Source organism: Streptomyces sp. NPDC002018, from assembly GCF_042890865.1.
GTDB lineage: Bacteria > Actinomycetota > Actinomycetes > Streptomycetales > Streptomycetaceae > Streptomyces.
Genome location: NZ_JBIASO010000007.1, coordinates 304,934 through 321,110, shown reverse-complemented (window position 1 = coordinate 321,110; position 16,177 = coordinate 304,934). Strand labels below are relative to the sequence as shown.

Genomic DNA, 16,177 nt, shown 5'->3' with positions numbered 1-16,177 from the left:
GAGTCCCCTCGTCGACCGTTCGTCCCGTGACCGTTCGTCCCGTTCGTTCTGTTCGTTCTGCCCGTCCGGGCTCTCCGGGCCCGTCCGACCGGGCGTCCCCCGGCCCCGCCCGCGTACCCGAGCGCACCGGCACGGCCCAGAAAGGTGGCGTACCCATGCCGATCTTCCGTACCTCCTCCACCACCGCCGGAGCGGACCGCCCGGCCCTCACCCCGCCGCCCGCCCCGCCCTCCCGTCCCGGCCCGGGGCGCCGCGCGTTCCTCGGGCTCTCCCTCGGCGCGGGGGCCGCGCTCGCCCTCACCGCCTGCGGAGGCGGGCCCACCTCGGCGGCGGCCGGCCGGGGCGGCACCCTCAAATGGGGCTGGGCGCTGCCGACCTCATGGGATCCGGTCACCTCGTCCGCCGGCTGGGACGTGCACTCGCTCTCGCTCGTCTACGCCGCGCTCACCACCCTCGACCAGCGCGGCAACGCCGTGCCCGCCCTCGCCGCCTCCTGGAGGTACAACGAGGAGGGCACGGTCGTCACCTTCACCCTCCGCGAGGGAGTGAAGTTCAGCGACGGCACCCCGATCGACGCCACCGCCGTGAAGAAGAGCATCGAACGGGGCCGTGACGACCGGAAGTCACTGATCGCCGCCCAGCTCACGGGCGTCGAGAAGGTCACGGCCGTCGACGCCCGCACCGTCGAACTGCGGCTCGCCGAGCCGGACTTCCAGATCCCCCTGCTCCTCGCGGGCAAGACCGGGATGGTCGTCAACCCCAAGGTCTTCGAGAGCGACGCCGCGAGCCTCGCCACCCGGCCCGCGGGATCCGGCCCGTACACCCTGGTCTCCTACGTCCAGAACGCCAAGGCCGTGCTGCGCCGCAACCCGGGCTACTGGGACGCGGACCGTGTCAGGACCGAGAACTTCGAGCTGTATCCGCTGCCCGAGGCCTCGACGGTCGTCGCCGCCCTCACCTCCGGGCAGTACGACGTCGCCCAGATACCGGGCAGTCAGGTCGAGGCGGCCAGGGCCGCCGGGCTGGAGGTCCAGGTCATCCCCTCCATGGTGGTGGCCGTCCTCGATGTCCACAACGGCAGGGAGCCCTTCACCGACCCGGATGTGGCGCTCGCGCTCAAGTACGCGATCGACCGCGAGGAACTGCTGAGGACCGCGTCCTTCGGCCATGGCGAGGTCACCCGCCAGCCCTTTCCCCAGGGGTACGCGGGCCATGACGACACCCTGGACACGCTCTTCCCCTACGACCCGGAGAAGGCGAGGCAGTTGCTGGCGAAGGCCGGTCACGCGGACGGACTGGAGATCACGCTCTCCACCTCCAAGGCCGAAGGCGTACCCGAGCTGATCCAGGCTCAGCTCAAGAAGGCCGGCATCACGGTCACCATCGAGACCATCCCGGCGGCCCGCGCGACCCAGCTGGTCTACGTCCAGCGCGGCAAGGCCCTCTACGCCGACCAGTTCGCCGGACGTGAGTCCGCCACCCAGGGCTTCCAGGTGCTCTTCGGCAAGGAGGGCCTGATGAATCCGGGCCGTACCACCTCGCCCGAGCTGGAGAAGGCGCTCGACACCGTGCGCCGTACCCCGCTGGACTCGCCCGACTACCCGGCCGTGCTCCAAAAGGCCACCGGGATCGCGGTGCGGACCATGCCGAACGTCTTCCTCTACACCGTGCCGCGGATCCTGGCCCGTCACCCCAAGGTCTCGAAGATCCCTCCGTACACCGTGGTCCAGCGGTTCGAGGGGGTCACCGTCTCATGACCGCGCCTCTCCTCACGCAGACGCGGCCCGGCCCCTCGCGTCTTCCGCGCGCCCTCTCCGTACGGCGGCGGCTGGCGGGAGCGCCGCGTCCACTGGGGCGGCTGCTCGGCATCACCGCCACGGTCTTCCTCCTGGCCTCGCTGCTCACCTTCGCGCTCGGCGCCCTGTCGGACGCCAACCCGGCGGCCGCCGTCCTCGGTGACCAGGCGACCCCGGCCGACATCGCCCGTATGGAGGCCCAGTTCGGACTGGACCGGCCTCTGTACGCCCAGTACCTGAGCTGGCTCGGCCACGCGCTCACCGGCGACCTCGGAGTCTCGTGGTTCACCGGAGCGCCCGTCGCCGGCAGCATCGCCGAGGCGCTGCCGGTCGATCTGTCCATCGCCGGACTGGCCCTGCTGCTCGCGGTGGTCATCGGCGGCGGCGCCGGGATCGTGGCCGCCCTCCACCACGGCGGGCGCTTCGACCGGGCCGTCACCCTCGTCTCCTCCGCGCTGGCCACACTGCCGCCGTTCCTCATCGGCATCGTGCTGATCGTCGTCTTCGCGGTGCAGCTCGGCGCGCTGCCCACCGGCGGTTACGTACCCCTCGGGGAGAGCCCGGGGGAGTGGCTGCGGTACGCGGTCCTGCCCTCGTTCGCCCTCAGTCTGGACGCCGCGGCCTCCCTCGCCCGGCAACTGCGCACCTCGCTCGTCGGGGCCCTGCGTGAGAACTATGTGACCGGCGCGCAGATGCGCGGCTTCTCCGCCCGGCGGGTGCTGTTCGGACATGTCCTGCGCAACGCCGCGGGACCCGCGCTCTCCGTCCTCGGCATCAGCGTGCCGGTGATCCTGGGCGGCGCGGTCGTCACCGAGAAGATCTTCAATCTCCCCGGCATCGCGCAGCTCTCGCTCCAGTCGGCGGAACAGCACGACATCCCGGTCGTCCAGGGAACGCTGCTGGTGACCGTCGCGGTGGTGCTCATCGCCAATATCGCCGTCAACGCGGCACTGACGGCGCTCAATCCGGCCGCGCGCAGACAGCCGGACGGCGGTCGCGGCCGGGCGGGCGACGGGAGCGCCTCATGAGGACGCTCCGCCGCGCCTGGCGGCTGCCGTCGGCCAGGATCGCGCTGGCCGTGCTCGCCCTCGTCGCGCTCGCGGCGGTCGCCGGCGGCGCCCTCGCCCCCTACGATCCGCTGGCCCAGGCCCCCGCCGACATGCTGCACGGGCCCAGCGCCGCTCATCTTCTCGGCACCGACTATCTGGGGCGCGATGTCCTCAGCCGGCTGCTGGCGGGCACGGGACGCTCGGTCGTGGGCGCCCTGGAGGCGGTCGGCGCGGCGATGCTGCTCGGTATCGTGCCGGGCATCGCGTCCGTATGGCTCGGCAGGACCGTCGAATGGACGGCGCAGCGGGCCGCGGACACCTTGATGATCATGCCGTTCACGGTCTTCGCCATCGCCGTGGTCGGAGCGCTGGGCAACGGGATGCACCAGGCGATGCTGGCGCTGGGCGTGCTCTTCGCACCGCTGTACTTCCGGGTGACCCGCGCCGCCGCGCTGGGACTGAGGCAGGCGCAGTACGTGGAGGCGGCCGAACTCATGGGCGCCTCCCGCTGGTGGATCCTGCGGGTCCATGTCTGGGGCAAGATCCTTCCGACGGTCGCCGTCACCACGGCGCAGGCCGTCGGGCAGGCGCTTCTGGTGGTCGCGTCCCTGACCTTCCTCGGGCTGGGGGTGCAGCCGCCCGCGCCGACCTGGGGCGGCATGCTCGCCTCGGATCTGGGCTATCTGGCCCAGCAGCCCTGGGCACCGCTGATCCCGGGCGCAGCGATCATGATCACGGTCGGCGCCCTGAACATCCTCGCGGACGCCGTACGCGACAGCGGGGCGGCGGACGACGCCGTCGCCGTGTCCTCCGCCACGCCCGTACGGGGGTCCGGCGGCTCCGGCGTGCTTCCCGGACAGGCCGACGGCGGCGCGCCGGGCCCCGGCCGGGGCGGCCCGACCGGACAGGAACCGACGGCCGGCGCCGCTCCGCACACCCCCCTGACCACCCGTCCAGAGGAGGCCGAGCAGCGTGTCACGACCGGCTGAACCCATCGCCCGCCCGCCCGCCGTCCTGGCCGTCGACGGACTCGACGTCACCGTCTCCGGTGGGGTACGGGCCGTCCGCGGGGCGACCTTCACCCTCGGCCGCGGTGAAGCCGTCGGCCTCGTGGGGGAGTCCGGCAGCGGGAAGAGCCTGACCTGCCGTTCCGTCCTGGGGGTGCTGCCCACGGGATGCGAGGTGTCGGCGGGCCGGATCACCCTCGGCGCCCCCGGCACGGAACCGGGCACCGGCCCCGGCTCCCGCGCCGAGCTGACCGCCTTCACCCGCACCCAATGGGACGCGGTACGGGGCCGCCGGATCGGAGCCGTGTTCCAGGACCCCGCCTCGTATCTCAACCCCTCCCTCACCGTGGGCCGTCAGCTCACCGAGCAGCTACGGGTGGGCGCCGGGCTGTCCAGGTCCGAGGCACACACCCGCGCCGTCGAACTGTTCACGGCCGTCGGACTGCACCGTCCCGAGGAGGTCTTCCACCAGTACCCGCACGAGCTGTCCGGCGGAATGCTCCAGCGCGTCCTGATCGCCATAGCCGTCTCCTGCTCGCCCGAACTGCTCATCGCGGACGAGGCCACCACCGCCCTCGATGTCGTCATCCAGGCGGAGATCCTCGAACTCCTCCAGCGGCTCAGGGCCGAACGGGGACTCGCCCTGCTCCTGGTCACGCATGACCTCGCCGTGGTGGCCGAGAGCTGCGACCGCGTCCTGGTCATGTACGCGGGCGAGATCGTCGAGGACGGCCCCACCGCCGAGGTGCTCGCCGCGCCCGCGCACCCCTACACGGAGGCGCTGCTGCGGGTGGCCTCGATCGGCGCATGGGGACGGCGGGAACTGGACATCATCCCCGGCCGCCCGCCCGAGACCGGCGCTGAGCTGCCCGGCTGCCGGTTCGCCGACCGCTGCGCCCATGCCGTCGCACGGTGCACCGAGGGGCCCGTCGCCCTGCACTCCCTGGACGGCGGACGCCGGGCGCGCTGTCTGCGACCGGCCGGACCGCTCGACGAAGCCCCCACGCCCGACGCGGCCGGCTCGGGCGAAACGCCCGAAACAGCCGTAGCGGAAGGAGCGTCCGTATGACCACCGTCCGGGAAACCGTTCTCACCCCCGGGCAGGGGGACACCGGGGCCACGGCGAAGGAACCCGCCGCACTCCTGGAGATCAGCGGACTCACCGTGTCCTACGGCCGGCGGGCCACCTCGCTGCGCCGCGCCGGGCGCACCCGGGTGCTCTCGGGCGTCGATCTCACCGTACGGGCGGGGGAGATCCTCGGGATCATCGGCGAGACCGGTTCGGGCAAGACCACCCTCGCCCGTGCCGCCGTCGGTCTGGTACGGACCGACAGCGGCGCCATCGGCTTCGAGGGCCGGGACCTCACCCGGCTGAACCGCCGTGAACTGCGGGACTTCCGGCGCTCGGGCCGGGTGCAGTACATGTTCCAGGACCCGCTGCGCTCCCAGGACCCGGAGCTGACCGCCCGTCGGACGGTGGCCGAGCCACTGGCCGCCGTCGGCGCGGCGAGCCGGCGGGAGCGGGCCGAGCGGGCCGACGAGGCCCTCACCCTGGTGGGTCTGGACGCGGACGCGCTCGGGTCCCGTACCTCGGGGCAGCTCTCCGGCGGCCAGCGCCAGCGCGTGTCGCTGGCCCGCGCCATCGTCACCCGGCCCCGGCTGCTGCTCAGTGACGAACCGGTCAGCGCCCTGGACGCCTCCAACCGCAATCTCGTGCTGAGCCTGCTCGACCGGCTCCGCCGTGAACTCGGCCTCGCCGTCGTCGTCATCTCCCACGACCTCAGCTCACTGGCGGGTATCGCCGACCGGGTCGCCGTCCTCTACCGGGGACGGCTGGTCGAACAGGGGCCGATCGGCGAGGTCCTGGAGCGCCCCCGGCACCCGTACACCGCGCTGCTCACCGCGTCCGCGCCGAGCGTACGCCGTGAACACCGGCTGCTGCCCGCCCAGTTGCGGCCCGACGCGGAGCGTCCGCCCTGGCCGGACGACGAGGGCTGTGTCTTCGCGCCCCGCTGCCGGTTCGCGGGCCCCGAGTGCCGGGACGAGCCGCCTCGCACCGCTCGCACCCCCCTCGCCGCTTCCGCCGAGGAGACCGGACCGTCCCACACCGTCGCCTGCCATCACAGCGCCACCTGGCGCGACCGGATCGGCTGAAAGCCCGCCCTGCCTTCCGCACCCAGGAGAGCCACCGCCATGCCCATCACCGCACCGCCCACCGGACGCCGTCCCGGCGGCCCCGCGCTGCCGGCCCTCGATCTCGGCCGGCTCCCCGCCGTCACCGAGGCACTCGCCGCCCGCGCGGCCGAACACGACCGCGACGCCTCCTTCCCGGCCGAAGGCTTCGTGCTCGCCCAGGAGGCCGGGCTGCTCACCGCCACCGTCGCGACCCGTCACGGCGGCCCCGGGGCCGGACTCGGCGACACCGTCCGTATCCTGCGCGCCCTCGGCGCCGGAGATCCCGCGGTGGCGCTCGTCACCGCCATGACGCTGTTCACACACGCCGCGGAGGCCCGTGCCCCCGGCTGGCCGCCCGCCGCGTACGCCGCACTCCTCGACGCGTCGGCCACCGGGCCCGCCCTGGTCAACGCCCTGCGGGTGGAACCCGAACTGGGCAGCCCCGTCCGCGGCGGACTGCCCGCCACCACCGCACGGCGCGACGGCGGCCACTGGCTGCTGACCGGGCGGAAGATCTACTCCACCGGCGCCGTGGGGCTCAGCCGGATGCTCGTCTTCGCACGGACCGACGAGGACCCGGTCCGGGTCGGCAGCTTCATCGTCCGCGCGGGCAGCCCGGGACTGACCGTCGAACCCACCTGGGACCATGCCGGGCTGCGGGCCAGCCGCAGCGACGATGTCGTCCTCGACTCCGTGCCGGTACCGGCCGGCGAGGTCATCGCGCTGGGTGAGCCCGGAGACATCCCCGGTGCCCGGCCCGACCCGGAGACCGGCGCCTGGAACGCCCTCGGCCTGACCGCCCTCTATCTGGGCGTGGCGGGTGCGGCCCGCGACTGGCTCACCGGGTTTCTGCACGAGCGGGTCCCGACCGCCCTCGGCGCGCCGCTGGCGACCCTGCCCCGGTTCCGGACGGCCGTCGGCGAGATCGAGGCGGCCCTGTTCGGGGCGGACACACTCGTCGACACCCTGGCCGCCCGTGTCGACGCCGGGGACCGGGAGGCCGCGGTCCGGGCGGGCGAGGCCAAGGTCCTCGGCACCCGCGCCGCGATCACGGCCGTCGACCAGGCCGTCGCCCTCGTCGGCAACCACGGTCTGACCCGGGCCAACCCCCTCCAACGCCACTACCGCGATGTGCTGTGCGCCCGGGTGCACACACCGCAGGACGACTCCGTACTTCTCACCACCGGCCGTGCCGCGCTCGACCGCGCGCTCGACCGCAGGTCCGCATCGAAAGGCGACTGACTCATGAGCGTCGAATTCATCGGAATGATCGGCACCCAGGACACCTCGGAGACCAGGCCGCCGAGCGGTCCGGCCGTCGACCCCGCGTACACGGCCCGTTTCGCCCGTGCCCACGAGGACGCGGGGTTCGACCGGATCCTCATCGGCTACAGCTCCGGCAGGCCCGACGGGGTCCAGGTGGCCGCGTATGTCGCCGGGCACACCGAACGGCTCGGTCTGCTCGTCGCCCACCGCCCCGGATTCATCGCGCCCACCCTGGCGGCCCGCTCCTTCGCCACCCTCGACCAGTTCAGCGGGGGCCGCGTCGCCGTGCACACCATCACCGGCGGCCACGACGCCGAACAGCGCAGGGACGGCGACTACCTGGACAAGGAGGAGCGTTACGACCGCACCGACGAGTATCTGTCGATCCTGCGCCGGGCCTGGTCCTCCGGCGAGCCCTTCAGCCACGAGGGCCGCCACTACCGCTTCGAGGAGTACGCCTCCGGGGTCCTGCCGGTGCGGGAGTCGGGCATTCCGCTCTACTTCGGAGGCTCCTCCGAGGCCGCTTACCGGGTGGGCGGACGGCACGCCGACACCTTCGCGCTCTGGGGCGAGCCGCTCGCCGAGACCGCCGAGCAGATCGCCTCCGTGCGCGCCGCCGCCGCGGCGGCGGGACGTACGGAACCGCCCGGTATCAGTGTCTCCTTCCGGCCGGTCCTCGGCGCGACCGAAGAACTCGCCTGGGAACGGGCCCATCGCATTCTGGACACCATCAAGTCCGGCCCCGGGCGGGCCTTCTTCGACCAGGCACGCCGCCACCAGGGCCAGGACGGACCCCAGAACACCGGCTCGCGGAGGCTGCTCGCGGCCGCCGCCAAGGGCGATCTGCACGACCGTGCCCTGTGGACCCCCACCGCCACCGCGACCGGGGCGGGCGGCAACACGACCGCGCTCGTCGGCACACCGGAGACGGTGGCGCGCGCACTGCTCGACTATGTCGACATCGGCGTGACCACGCTGCTCATCCGTGGCTACGACCCGCTCGACGACGCCATCGACTACGGGCGCGAGCTGATCCCGCTCGTCCGCCAGGAACTGGCCCACCGCGCCGCCACAGCGGATGCCACCGCCACCGCCCCGGCCGGGCCGGCCCTCGACTCCATCGGAAGCCGGCGATGACCGACCTGTACAGCGACACCGTTCCGGCTCCGGCTCCGGCTCCCGCCCTCGGCGTTCCGGTCCGGGACCCCGCTCCCTCCGCCGCCACCGCGGCGGAGGGGCCCGGCTGGCGGCCGCCCGCCGCGATCGCCCCGCGCGGCACGCTGCTCCTGCTGCCGGGCCGGGGCGAACACCCCTTCGTCTACGAGCGTTTCGGACGCCGGCTGTCCGCCGATGGATATGTCGTGCACGCGCTCGGTACGACTCCGGACGACACCGCGGAAGAGATCCTGCGGCGAGCGGCCGACGCCACAGGGCCCGGTCCCGTCGGACCCGTGGTTCTCGTCGGCAGCGACACGGGGGCCCTCCAGGCTCTGCACACCGCCGCGCACACCGCGGCGGCGGCCGGCGCACGGCTGCCGGTCGGGGGTGTCGTCGTCGCCGGGACCGCCCCGACCTCGCGGGTGGCTGAGCCACTGCCCGGCTCGGCCACCGGTCCGGACACGGAGCCCGGCGCGGACACGGCCACCGGTCCGGAGACGGATCCCGGCGCGGGTACCGGCACGGCGTGGGACGCCGAACTGGCGGCCCGTACCGCCTGCCCGACCCACCGCAAGCGGCTCACCGAGGACGAGGGCTTCGTACGGGGCCTGCTCGCCGGTCCCGTGCCCGACCGTCTGCTCGCCGAGGCGCTGCCCGACGTACCTGTCCTGGTCCTGCACGGCGGGAGCGACCCGGTCACCCCGCCAGGACAGGCACGCGACCTGGCGGCCGGGCTGCCGCGCGCCACCCTCGGCGTGGTGCGCGACGGGCTGCACGACGTCCTCAACGACGCGTCCCACCGGACCACGGCCGCGGTGCTCGTGCTGTGGCTGGAAAGGCTCCGTGCCGGCCCGGAGCTGACCCCGATTCTCACCGTCGAGCAGGGCGCGGCCCTGTGACCCTCACCCAGTCGAAGGGAAGCGGCATGACCGTGTCCACCGAACGCACCGCGGCCGGCACCCCGTCCGGCCACGGCCCCACAGCTCTCGCGGCCGACGAGATACTGCGCCGCACCCTGCGCCGGCACGCGGCCGGGGTCACCGTGATCACGGTGCCCGGACCCGCCGGCTTCACCGCCACCTCGTTCACCTCGGTCTCGCTGGAACCGGCCCTCGTCTCCTTCTGCCTCGGGGTCACGGCCTCGGCGCTTGCGGCGGTACAGGCCGCCGACCGGTTCGCCGTTCATGTGCTGGGCCCCGGGAACGCCGCGCTCGCCCGGCAGTTCGCGCGCAGCGGCACGGACCGGTTCGCGGGGCTTCAGTGGACGCGGAGCGCGGACGGACTGCCGCTGCTGGACGGCGTACCGGCCTGGCTCACCGCACGGGTGACGCTGCGTCAGCGCGTCGGTGACCATGTCCTGGTCGTCGGCGAGGTCGAGACGGGGGGCGGCCACGGGGAGGGTCCCGGCCTGGTCCACCACGACGGCGCCTTCGCCACGCCCGTACGCCTTTCCGCGCACAGCGGGGAGTGACACCTCCCGGGGCCCGAAGCCCCGGCCCGCGTCCCGGGGGCGTGTTCCGGGGTCGTGTCCCAGGCCCGTGTCCCGGGGTCGTGTCCCAGGTCCGCGTCCCCGAAGGCCGAGTCCCGAGCCCCCGCGCCCGCCGCGGGGGCTCACTCGTTCCGTGTCGTCTTCGCCCTGATTCGTTTGTCGAAGGTACGGACCTGCGCGCTGTCCGGAAACGTTCAGCACCTGAAGGCGTGGGCACGGTGGGTCGCGGGTGTACGGGGAGCCGGTCACGGTCTGCGCACCGGCCCGGCGGTCCGTTCCCACCTGGCACGACCGACGTCCGCCCGGCTCCCTCCCGGGCGGGTGCGGGGGCGTCAACCCTTCCCGGCCGGCTCTTTTTCTGACGAAGTATCAGTTCCGGAACTTGACGCAACACCTTGACGGCGCCTGGGGGCGACTCTAGCGTCCGGCAGTCGAGGGGAGCCCCACTTCGGAACTCCCCGCCCCCCACCCTCGGACGTCCGCACCATCGGGACACCGGCCACACGGCCGGGGTGAACGATGTGCGGAATCCTCGACTCCGTTTGGAGTATTCATGAGAACACCGCGGTCCGAGAACGGCCGCCGCGTCAGCAGGGGACGCGTGCGGGCGCTTCTCGCCGGACTGGTGGCGGTGTGTGCCGTCGCCGCCCAACTCCTCTTCGGTACCACCGGGGCGGTCGCCCAGGTGGAGAGCGAAGCCACTCGGCAAGCCGCTCCGGTCAAGGCGGCCGCCGCGCCGGACGTCGTGCGCGTGGCCGAGTTCCTGGCCGAGTGTAAGTTCAGCCACCGGCTGCCGGACGACCCGATCGTGGTCCCCGGCCTGCCCGGCGGCTCCCACATGCACAGCTTCTTCGGCAGCCACGCGACCGACGCGTACACCAACCTCGGCGATCTGAAGGGAGCCGCGACCACCTGCGACCCGGTGGTCGACCTCTCCGCGTACTGGGTGCCGACCCTCTATGTGAACAACCAGCCCGTCGAACCCACCGGCACCACGTTCTACTACCTCGGTGAGGGCGTGTCGGACGACATCATCGCCCGTACCCAGCCCATACCCGAGGGACTGAAGATCGTGGCGGGCAACGCCAAGGCGACCGGACCGAACGACGGGGACACCCGCGCGCGCTGGTCCTGCCTGCACGCCGGTCAGGTCAACCCGTCGAAGGACTTCGTCAACTGCCCGGCCGGCACGATGCTGGAGTCGTACCTCGACTTCCCGCAGTGCTGGAACGGCAGGGACCTCGACTCGGCGGACCACAAGAGCCACATGTCCTACCCGGTGAACAACGCGTGCCCGGCCACCCACCCGGTCCCGGTGCCCAAGCTGCGCCAGGTCCTCCGGTACCCGGTGAACGGGAACCCGGCGGGCTTCCGGCTCGCGTCCGGACCCGGTTACACGATGCACGGTGACTTCTTCAACGCCTGGCCGGCGGGGGAGATGGAGCGTCGCGTCCGCAACTGCATCAACCCGATCATCAAATGCGGCGTCAACGGGAATCCGTGATGGTGTGGGGCGGCGGCCGGCCGCACAAGGGTGGGCCGCCGTCCCGTCCGGGCCGCACGATCCGGGCGGGTGCGCTGCCGGCCGTGCTGCTGGCCGTGGTCCTGCTCGGCTCGGCGGGCTGCGGCGGTGCCGGCACCGGCGGTGGTGACCGGGCCGCGGACGGCGCCGGCGCCGGGTCTCCGGCGAAGACCGGCACCCCGTCCGTCTCCGCCACTGCCTCCGCCACCGGAGCCGGCGGCTACAACGCCACGGACCGGGGCTGGGCCCAGCTCATGGCACCCATGAACGAACGGACCCTGCTCCTCCTCGACCTGGTTGAGGACCGCGCCGCCGACCCCGCCCTGTCGGAGCTCGCGCGGCGCACGGAGGTGACGCACCGGGAGGAGCTGACCCGGCTGCGCGCGGTCCTCCGGGAGACGGGAGCGGCCGGAACCAACCCGCACGAGGGCCACGACATGAAGGGAATGGTCACCGACGACGAACTGCGGAGTGTCGCCGGGAGCCGGGGCAAGGCCTTCGACTCCCTCGCCATCGGCTATCTCCGTGAACACCTCGAACAGGGCATCCTGGTCTCGCGCGGCGAGCAGGACTCGGGCGCCGCGCCCTCCGCGACAGGCCTCGCCAAGGAAGTGGGAGAGCGCCGCGCCGGGCAGTTGAAGGCGCTGCGTCTGCTGGGCGGCTGACCGGTCCGGCCGGCAGCGCCGTCGGCCCCTTCCGGGGGCCGGCGGCCCGGCGCCCGGGGTGCGGTCCCCGGCCGTGGATCCGGCCGGGCGGCCGGCGGGTCAGACCGGGGGAGGGGACGCGGTCAGGCCAGGAAGGGGACGGGACGGGCCGGGGAGGCGACGGCCGTTCCCAAGATCTCGGGCCGGCCGCAGTAGGGCAGTCCCTCCAGCGGACGGTCGGTGCAGAAGCGGGCCACGAGATCGGCGAAGTCCGCGATCCGCTCCACCGGGGCGAGATGGTCGGTCTCGTCGATCGTCAGGAAGCGCGCCCCGGGAAGGCACGCGGCCACCTCGCGCCCCATCGCGGGTGTGCACAGGGTGTCGTACTCGCCGGTGACCACCAGGCTCGGCACGGCGGGCACCGGCTCGGGCCGGTACCACTCGTGCCGCATCAGCCGGGTGTTGTGCTCCGCTGACTTCCCGAGCTGCTCCGGGTTCTGTCCCGCGATCTGCTGGTACACGAGCCGGGAGACGGCCGCGTGCTTACGGACCCGGCCCGTGCCGGGCGGCGACATGAAACGGTCGGCCAGCTCCCGGGCGATGGACTCCGTCTCGCCCCGCTCGATCATGACGGACCAGCGTTCCATCGCCGCCGCGTAGTCCGGCGGGATCCGGGTGGTCATACCGACCAGCAGGAGCCGCGCGAGCATCCCCGGATAGTGCTGGGCGAAACGCAGTCCGACGGCACCGCCGTAACACGCCGCGACCAGGTTGACCCGCGGTACGCCGAGTTCGTCGAGCAGATGGCGGACGGCCGCGGCGAGGAAGTCCACGCCGTACGCCGCCGGCAGGAAGTCCGCGGTGCCGTACCCCGGCAGATCCACCGTGATGACCTGCCCCAGCGGGCCGAGCCACTTCTCGTGCCGTACCCAGGAGTTGCGGTCCTGCGAGGAGCCGCCCAGTACCAGCAGGGGTTCGGTCGTCGCCCTGCCGTGGCGCGCGACCCGGCAGGTGTAGCGGAACCCGTCGAACATGAGGTCCCGTTCCTCCACCCGGCCCGCCGCCCCTCCGGCACCCGCTCCCTCATCGGCCTCCTGGGCCTCCTGCCACGGGATCAGCGGGCGAGCACCAGGTGATTCCTGGTCCTGGGCGAGGACGGTGTCGAGGGACATGGGTGACTCCAGAGCTCCGGAAGGGACGACAACGTCCCTGCCTAGCAGTTGCTCCGTCCGGATCACGCATCGCTGACCCGATCGTGGGCGGTTCGCGGCCCGGGGCCCGCTGGTGGATTCGAGAGTCGCTCGCCCGTCGCCTCTCGCACGCGTTTGACTTGGAGTGTGCTCCAATTCGTAGCCTTCGGGACATGACCACGCCTCAGCACAGGATCGGATCAGGGTTCGGAGCCCGGAGCACCGCGGCGGACGTACTGCGCGGTATCGACCTCACAGGAAAGCTCGCCCTCGTCACCGGCGGTTACTCGGGCCTCGGACTGGAGACGACCCGCGCGCTCACCGGCGCCGGCGCCCAGGTCGTCGTGCCCGCCCGGCGGCGCGCGACGGCCGAGAAGGCGCTCGCCGGTCTCGACGGGGTCGAGATCGACGAACTCGACCTCGCCGACCTCGACAGCGTGCGCGCCTTCGCCGAGCGCTTCCTCGCCTCGGGCCGCACCCTCGACATCGTCATCGGCAACGCCGCCGTCATGGCCTGCCCGGAGACCCGGGTCGGTCCCGGCTGGGAGGCGCAGTTCGCGACCAATCACCTGGGCCACTTCGCGCTCGTCAACCGGCTCTGGCCGGCGATCGAGCCGGGCGGGGCGCGGGTGATCTCCGTGTCCTCGTCCGCACACCGCAACTCGGCCATCCGCTGGGACGACCTGTGGTTCGAGACCGGTTACGACAAGTGGAAGGCCTACGGGCAGGCGAAGACGGCCAACGCGCTCTTCGCCGTCCATCTCGACGCGCTCGGCCGCGACGCCGGCGTACGGGCGTTCTCGCTGCACCCCGGCGGGATCCTCACCCCGCTCCAGCGTCACCTTCCCAAGGAGGAGATGGTGGCGGCCGGCTGGATCGACGAGGACGGCAACCTCGTACATCCCTCCTTCAAGTCCCCGGAGCAGGGGGCGGCCACCCAGGTGTGGGCGGCGACCTCACCCCTGCTGGCGGACGCGGGCGGGGTCTTCTGCGAGGACTGCGACATCGCGGAGCCGGCGTCGGCCGACCCCTCGGTGCCCGGCGGGGTACGCGACTGGGCGACCGACCCGGAGCAGGCGGCGCGGCTGTGGCGGCTCTCGGCGGAGCTGACCGGGGTGGACGCGTTCGCGGCCACCGTCTGAACGAGCGAGCGGGCGGGCGGGCCGGTGGGGCGCGGCCGGGCCACGCACCGCCCGGTCGCCCGGTGGCCGAGCCACACCGGCCGGTGGTCCGGTGGCCGAGCCACCCATCGGCCGGTGGCCCGGTGGCAGGGCCACTGGGCCGTTCGGTGGACGGATCGGCCGTCGGCCCTGAGACTGGGGCCGCGGGTGCTCCGGCGCGGTGTCCGCGGCACACCGACCGGCCGGACCGACCACGGCGCGCCGGGCCGGGAGGTGCCCCGCATGACGGAACGACCACGGACGACTCTCACCGGCGCGGTGCTCGACGCTTCGGACGCGGGTGAGCTGGCCGCGTTCTACCGGCGCCTTCTCGGCTGGACGGTGGCGGCGGAGGAGCCGGACTGGGTCAAGCTCACCCCGCCGGGCGGTGGTACGGGCCTCGCGTTCCAGAGCGAGCGCGGCTACACCCCGCCCGTCTGGCCGTCGGAGTCAGGCCGCCAGCAGATGATGATCCATCTCGATATCGAGGTGGACGACCTGGAGCGCTCCGTCGCCTACGCCGTGGAGCTGGGCGCGACCCTCCACGGCTTCCAGCCCCAGGACGACGTACGGGTCTGTCTCGACCCGGCCGGACACCCCTTCTGTCTCTGGACCCGCACCTGACACCGCTCAGCTCGTCCGGCGTTCCACGAGGGTCGTGGGCAGCGTGAGCCGGTGACGCGGCCCGGCGGGGTCATGGATCTCATCGAGGAGCAGCCGGGTGATGGCCCGCCCGATCTCCTCGGTCGGCTGGCTGACGCTGGTCAGGGGCGGCACCGTATGACGGGCGACGATCGAGTCGTCGAACCCGACGACGGCCACGTCCTCCGGGACGCGCCGCCCCCGCTCGCGCAGCTCGGCCAGCGCGCCCGCGGCCATGACGTCGGACGCCGCGAAGACGGCGTCGAGGTCCGGGTGCCGGTCGAGGAGACCGCGCATGGCGGCGCGGCCTCCCTCCTCGGTGAAGTCGGCCGGCGCGATCAGCGACGCGTCCGGACGGAGACCCCGCTCGGCATGGGCGTCGCGCCACCCCTGGAGCCTGCTGTGGCCGACATCCATGTCGAGCGGTCCCGCAATGGTGGCCACGGTGGTGCGTCCCCGGCCGAGGAGATGCCGTACGGCCTGCGCCGCCCCGCCGACATTGTCGGAGTGGACATGGCTCAGTGGCTCGTCCGGTGAACGCCGCCCCACCAGGACCGTCGGTATCCGCGTCTTCTCCAGGAACGCGGGCAGCGGGTCGTCACGGTGGACCGACACCAGCAGCACCCCGTCGACCCGCCGGGCCTCCACGAACCGGATCAGCCGGTCCAGCTCACGCTGGTCGCGGACCAGGATCAGCAGCAACTGCATCTCCGTGGCTGCGAGTTCGGTGCTCACCCCGCGGATGACGGCGGAGAAGTACGGCTCCGCGGCCAGCCGGCTCTCCGACTCGGGGATCACCAGGGCGATGCTGTCCGTCCTGCTGGTGACCAGGCTGCGGGCGGCGGGATTCGGCACGTAGTGGAGTTCCGCGACGGCCGCCTCGACGGCGGTGCGGGCCTTCGCGCTGACGCCCGGGAGGCCGTTGACGACCCGGGAGGCCGTACCCCTGCCGACGCCCGCGAGCCGGGCGACGGCTTCGAGAGTCGGCCTCCGGGCCGCCCGTTCGGCGCTGCTCATCACGTCTCCTGACTGTGCTCTCCTGGGGCCGCACCACGGCGCCCACCAGGAAATTGTGCGGG

The 16,177-nt window shown here is 73.2% G+C and carries 15 protein-coding genes; 13 read left to right on the top strand and 2 right to left on the bottom strand.

Features of this window, described 5'->3' with window-relative positions:
* Positions 1-155 precede the first annotated feature (155 nt).
* The 11 genes from ACFYYH_RS14425 (at position 156) to ACFYYH_RS14375 (ending at position 12,127) form a co-directional block, all read left to right on the top strand.
* Positions 156-1,757 carry an ABC transporter substrate-binding protein gene (locus tag ACFYYH_RS14425; protein ID WP_388550254.1) on the top strand — a complete coding sequence of 534 codons (1,602 nt, stop codon included), beginning with the start codon at positions 156-158 and terminating at the stop codon, positions 1,755-1,757.
* On the top strand, positions 1,754-2,824 hold the full coding sequence (locus ACFYYH_RS14420) for an ABC transporter permease (protein WP_388550252.1): 1,071 nt from the start codon (positions 1,754-1,756) through the stop codon (positions 2,822-2,824). The genes ACFYYH_RS14425 and ACFYYH_RS14420 overlap by 4 nt, the downstream gene beginning before the upstream one ends.
* The gene (locus ACFYYH_RS14415) at positions 2,821-3,834 is read left to right on the top strand and encodes an ABC transporter permease (RefSeq protein ID WP_388550251.1); all 1,014 of its coding nucleotides are present in this window, start codon (positions 2,821-2,823) and stop codon (positions 3,832-3,834) included. Before ACFYYH_RS14420 ends, ACFYYH_RS14415 begins: the two co-directional genes overlap by 4 nt.
* Entirely contained in the window at positions 3,818-4,921 is a 1,104-nt protein-coding gene (locus ACFYYH_RS14410) for an ABC transporter ATP-binding protein (protein ID WP_388550248.1), read from the top strand. The genes ACFYYH_RS14415 and ACFYYH_RS14410 overlap by 17 nt, the downstream gene beginning before the upstream one ends.
* On the top strand, positions 4,918-6,006 hold the full coding sequence (locus tag ACFYYH_RS14405; protein ID WP_388550246.1) for an ABC transporter ATP-binding protein: 1,089 nt from the start codon (positions 4,918-4,920) through the stop codon (positions 6,004-6,006). The genes ACFYYH_RS14410 and ACFYYH_RS14405 overlap by 4 nt, the downstream gene beginning before the upstream one ends.
* A gap of 39 nt (positions 6,007-6,045) precedes the next feature.
* Positions 6,046-7,269, top strand: coding sequence for an acyl-CoA dehydrogenase family protein (locus ACFYYH_RS14400; protein WP_388550243.1), 1,224 nt, complete (start codon positions 6,046-6,048; stop codon positions 7,267-7,269).
* Positions 7,270-7,272: 3 nt separating this feature from the next.
* Complete coding sequence (locus ACFYYH_RS14395) at positions 7,273-8,430, top strand: LLM class flavin-dependent oxidoreductase (protein WP_388550240.1); 1,158 nt, start codon at positions 7,273-7,275, stop codon at positions 8,428-8,430.
* Positions 8,427-9,350 carry an alpha/beta hydrolase gene (locus ACFYYH_RS14390; RefSeq protein ID WP_388550238.1) on the top strand — a complete coding sequence of 308 codons (924 nt, stop codon included), beginning with the start codon at positions 8,427-8,429 and terminating at the stop codon, positions 9,348-9,350. Before ACFYYH_RS14395 ends, ACFYYH_RS14390 begins: the two co-directional genes overlap by 4 nt.
* A gap of 26 nt (positions 9,351-9,376) precedes the next feature.
* Positions 9,377-9,922: a flavin reductase family protein gene (locus ACFYYH_RS14385; protein WP_388550236.1), complete on the top strand. Its 546-nt coding sequence runs from the start codon at positions 9,377-9,379 to the stop codon at positions 9,920-9,922.
* Between the two features lie 571 nt (positions 9,923-10,493).
* The gene (locus tag ACFYYH_RS14380) at positions 10,494-11,444 is read left to right on the top strand and encodes a DUF1996 domain-containing protein (RefSeq protein WP_388550234.1); all 951 of its coding nucleotides are present in this window, start codon (positions 10,494-10,496) and stop codon (positions 11,442-11,444) included.
* Entirely contained in the window at positions 11,420-12,127 is a 708-nt protein-coding gene (locus ACFYYH_RS14375) for a DUF305 domain-containing protein (protein ID WP_388550232.1), read from the top strand. The genes ACFYYH_RS14380 and ACFYYH_RS14375 overlap by 25 nt, the downstream gene beginning before the upstream one ends.
* Positions 12,128-12,249: 122 nt before the next feature.
* Here the strand turns inward: ACFYYH_RS14375 and ACFYYH_RS14370 are convergent, their stop codons facing one another.
* On the bottom strand, positions 12,250-13,278 hold the full coding sequence (locus ACFYYH_RS14370; RefSeq protein WP_388550229.1) for an alpha/beta fold hydrolase: 1,029 nt from the start codon (positions 13,276-13,278) through the stop codon (positions 12,250-12,252).
* A gap of 191 nt (positions 13,279-13,469) precedes the next feature.
* Between ACFYYH_RS14370 and ACFYYH_RS14365 the strand changes: the two genes are divergently transcribed.
* A complete protein-coding gene (locus ACFYYH_RS14365; protein WP_388550228.1) occupies positions 13,470-14,438 on the top strand; it encodes an SDR family NAD(P)-dependent oxidoreductase in 969 nt (322 codons plus the stop codon).
* A 261-nt stretch (positions 14,439-14,699) separates the two neighbouring features.
* The gene (locus tag ACFYYH_RS14360; protein WP_388550226.1) at positions 14,700-15,080 is read left to right on the top strand and encodes a VOC family protein; all 381 of its coding nucleotides are present in this window, start codon (positions 14,700-14,702) and stop codon (positions 15,078-15,080) included.
* Between the two features lie 6 nt (positions 15,081-15,086).
* Here the strand turns inward: ACFYYH_RS14360 and ACFYYH_RS14355 are convergent, their stop codons facing one another.
* A complete protein-coding gene (locus ACFYYH_RS14355) occupies positions 15,087-16,115 on the bottom strand; it encodes a LacI family DNA-binding transcriptional regulator (protein WP_388550224.1) in 1,029 nt (342 codons plus the stop codon).
* Positions 16,116-16,177 lie beyond the last annotated feature (62 nt).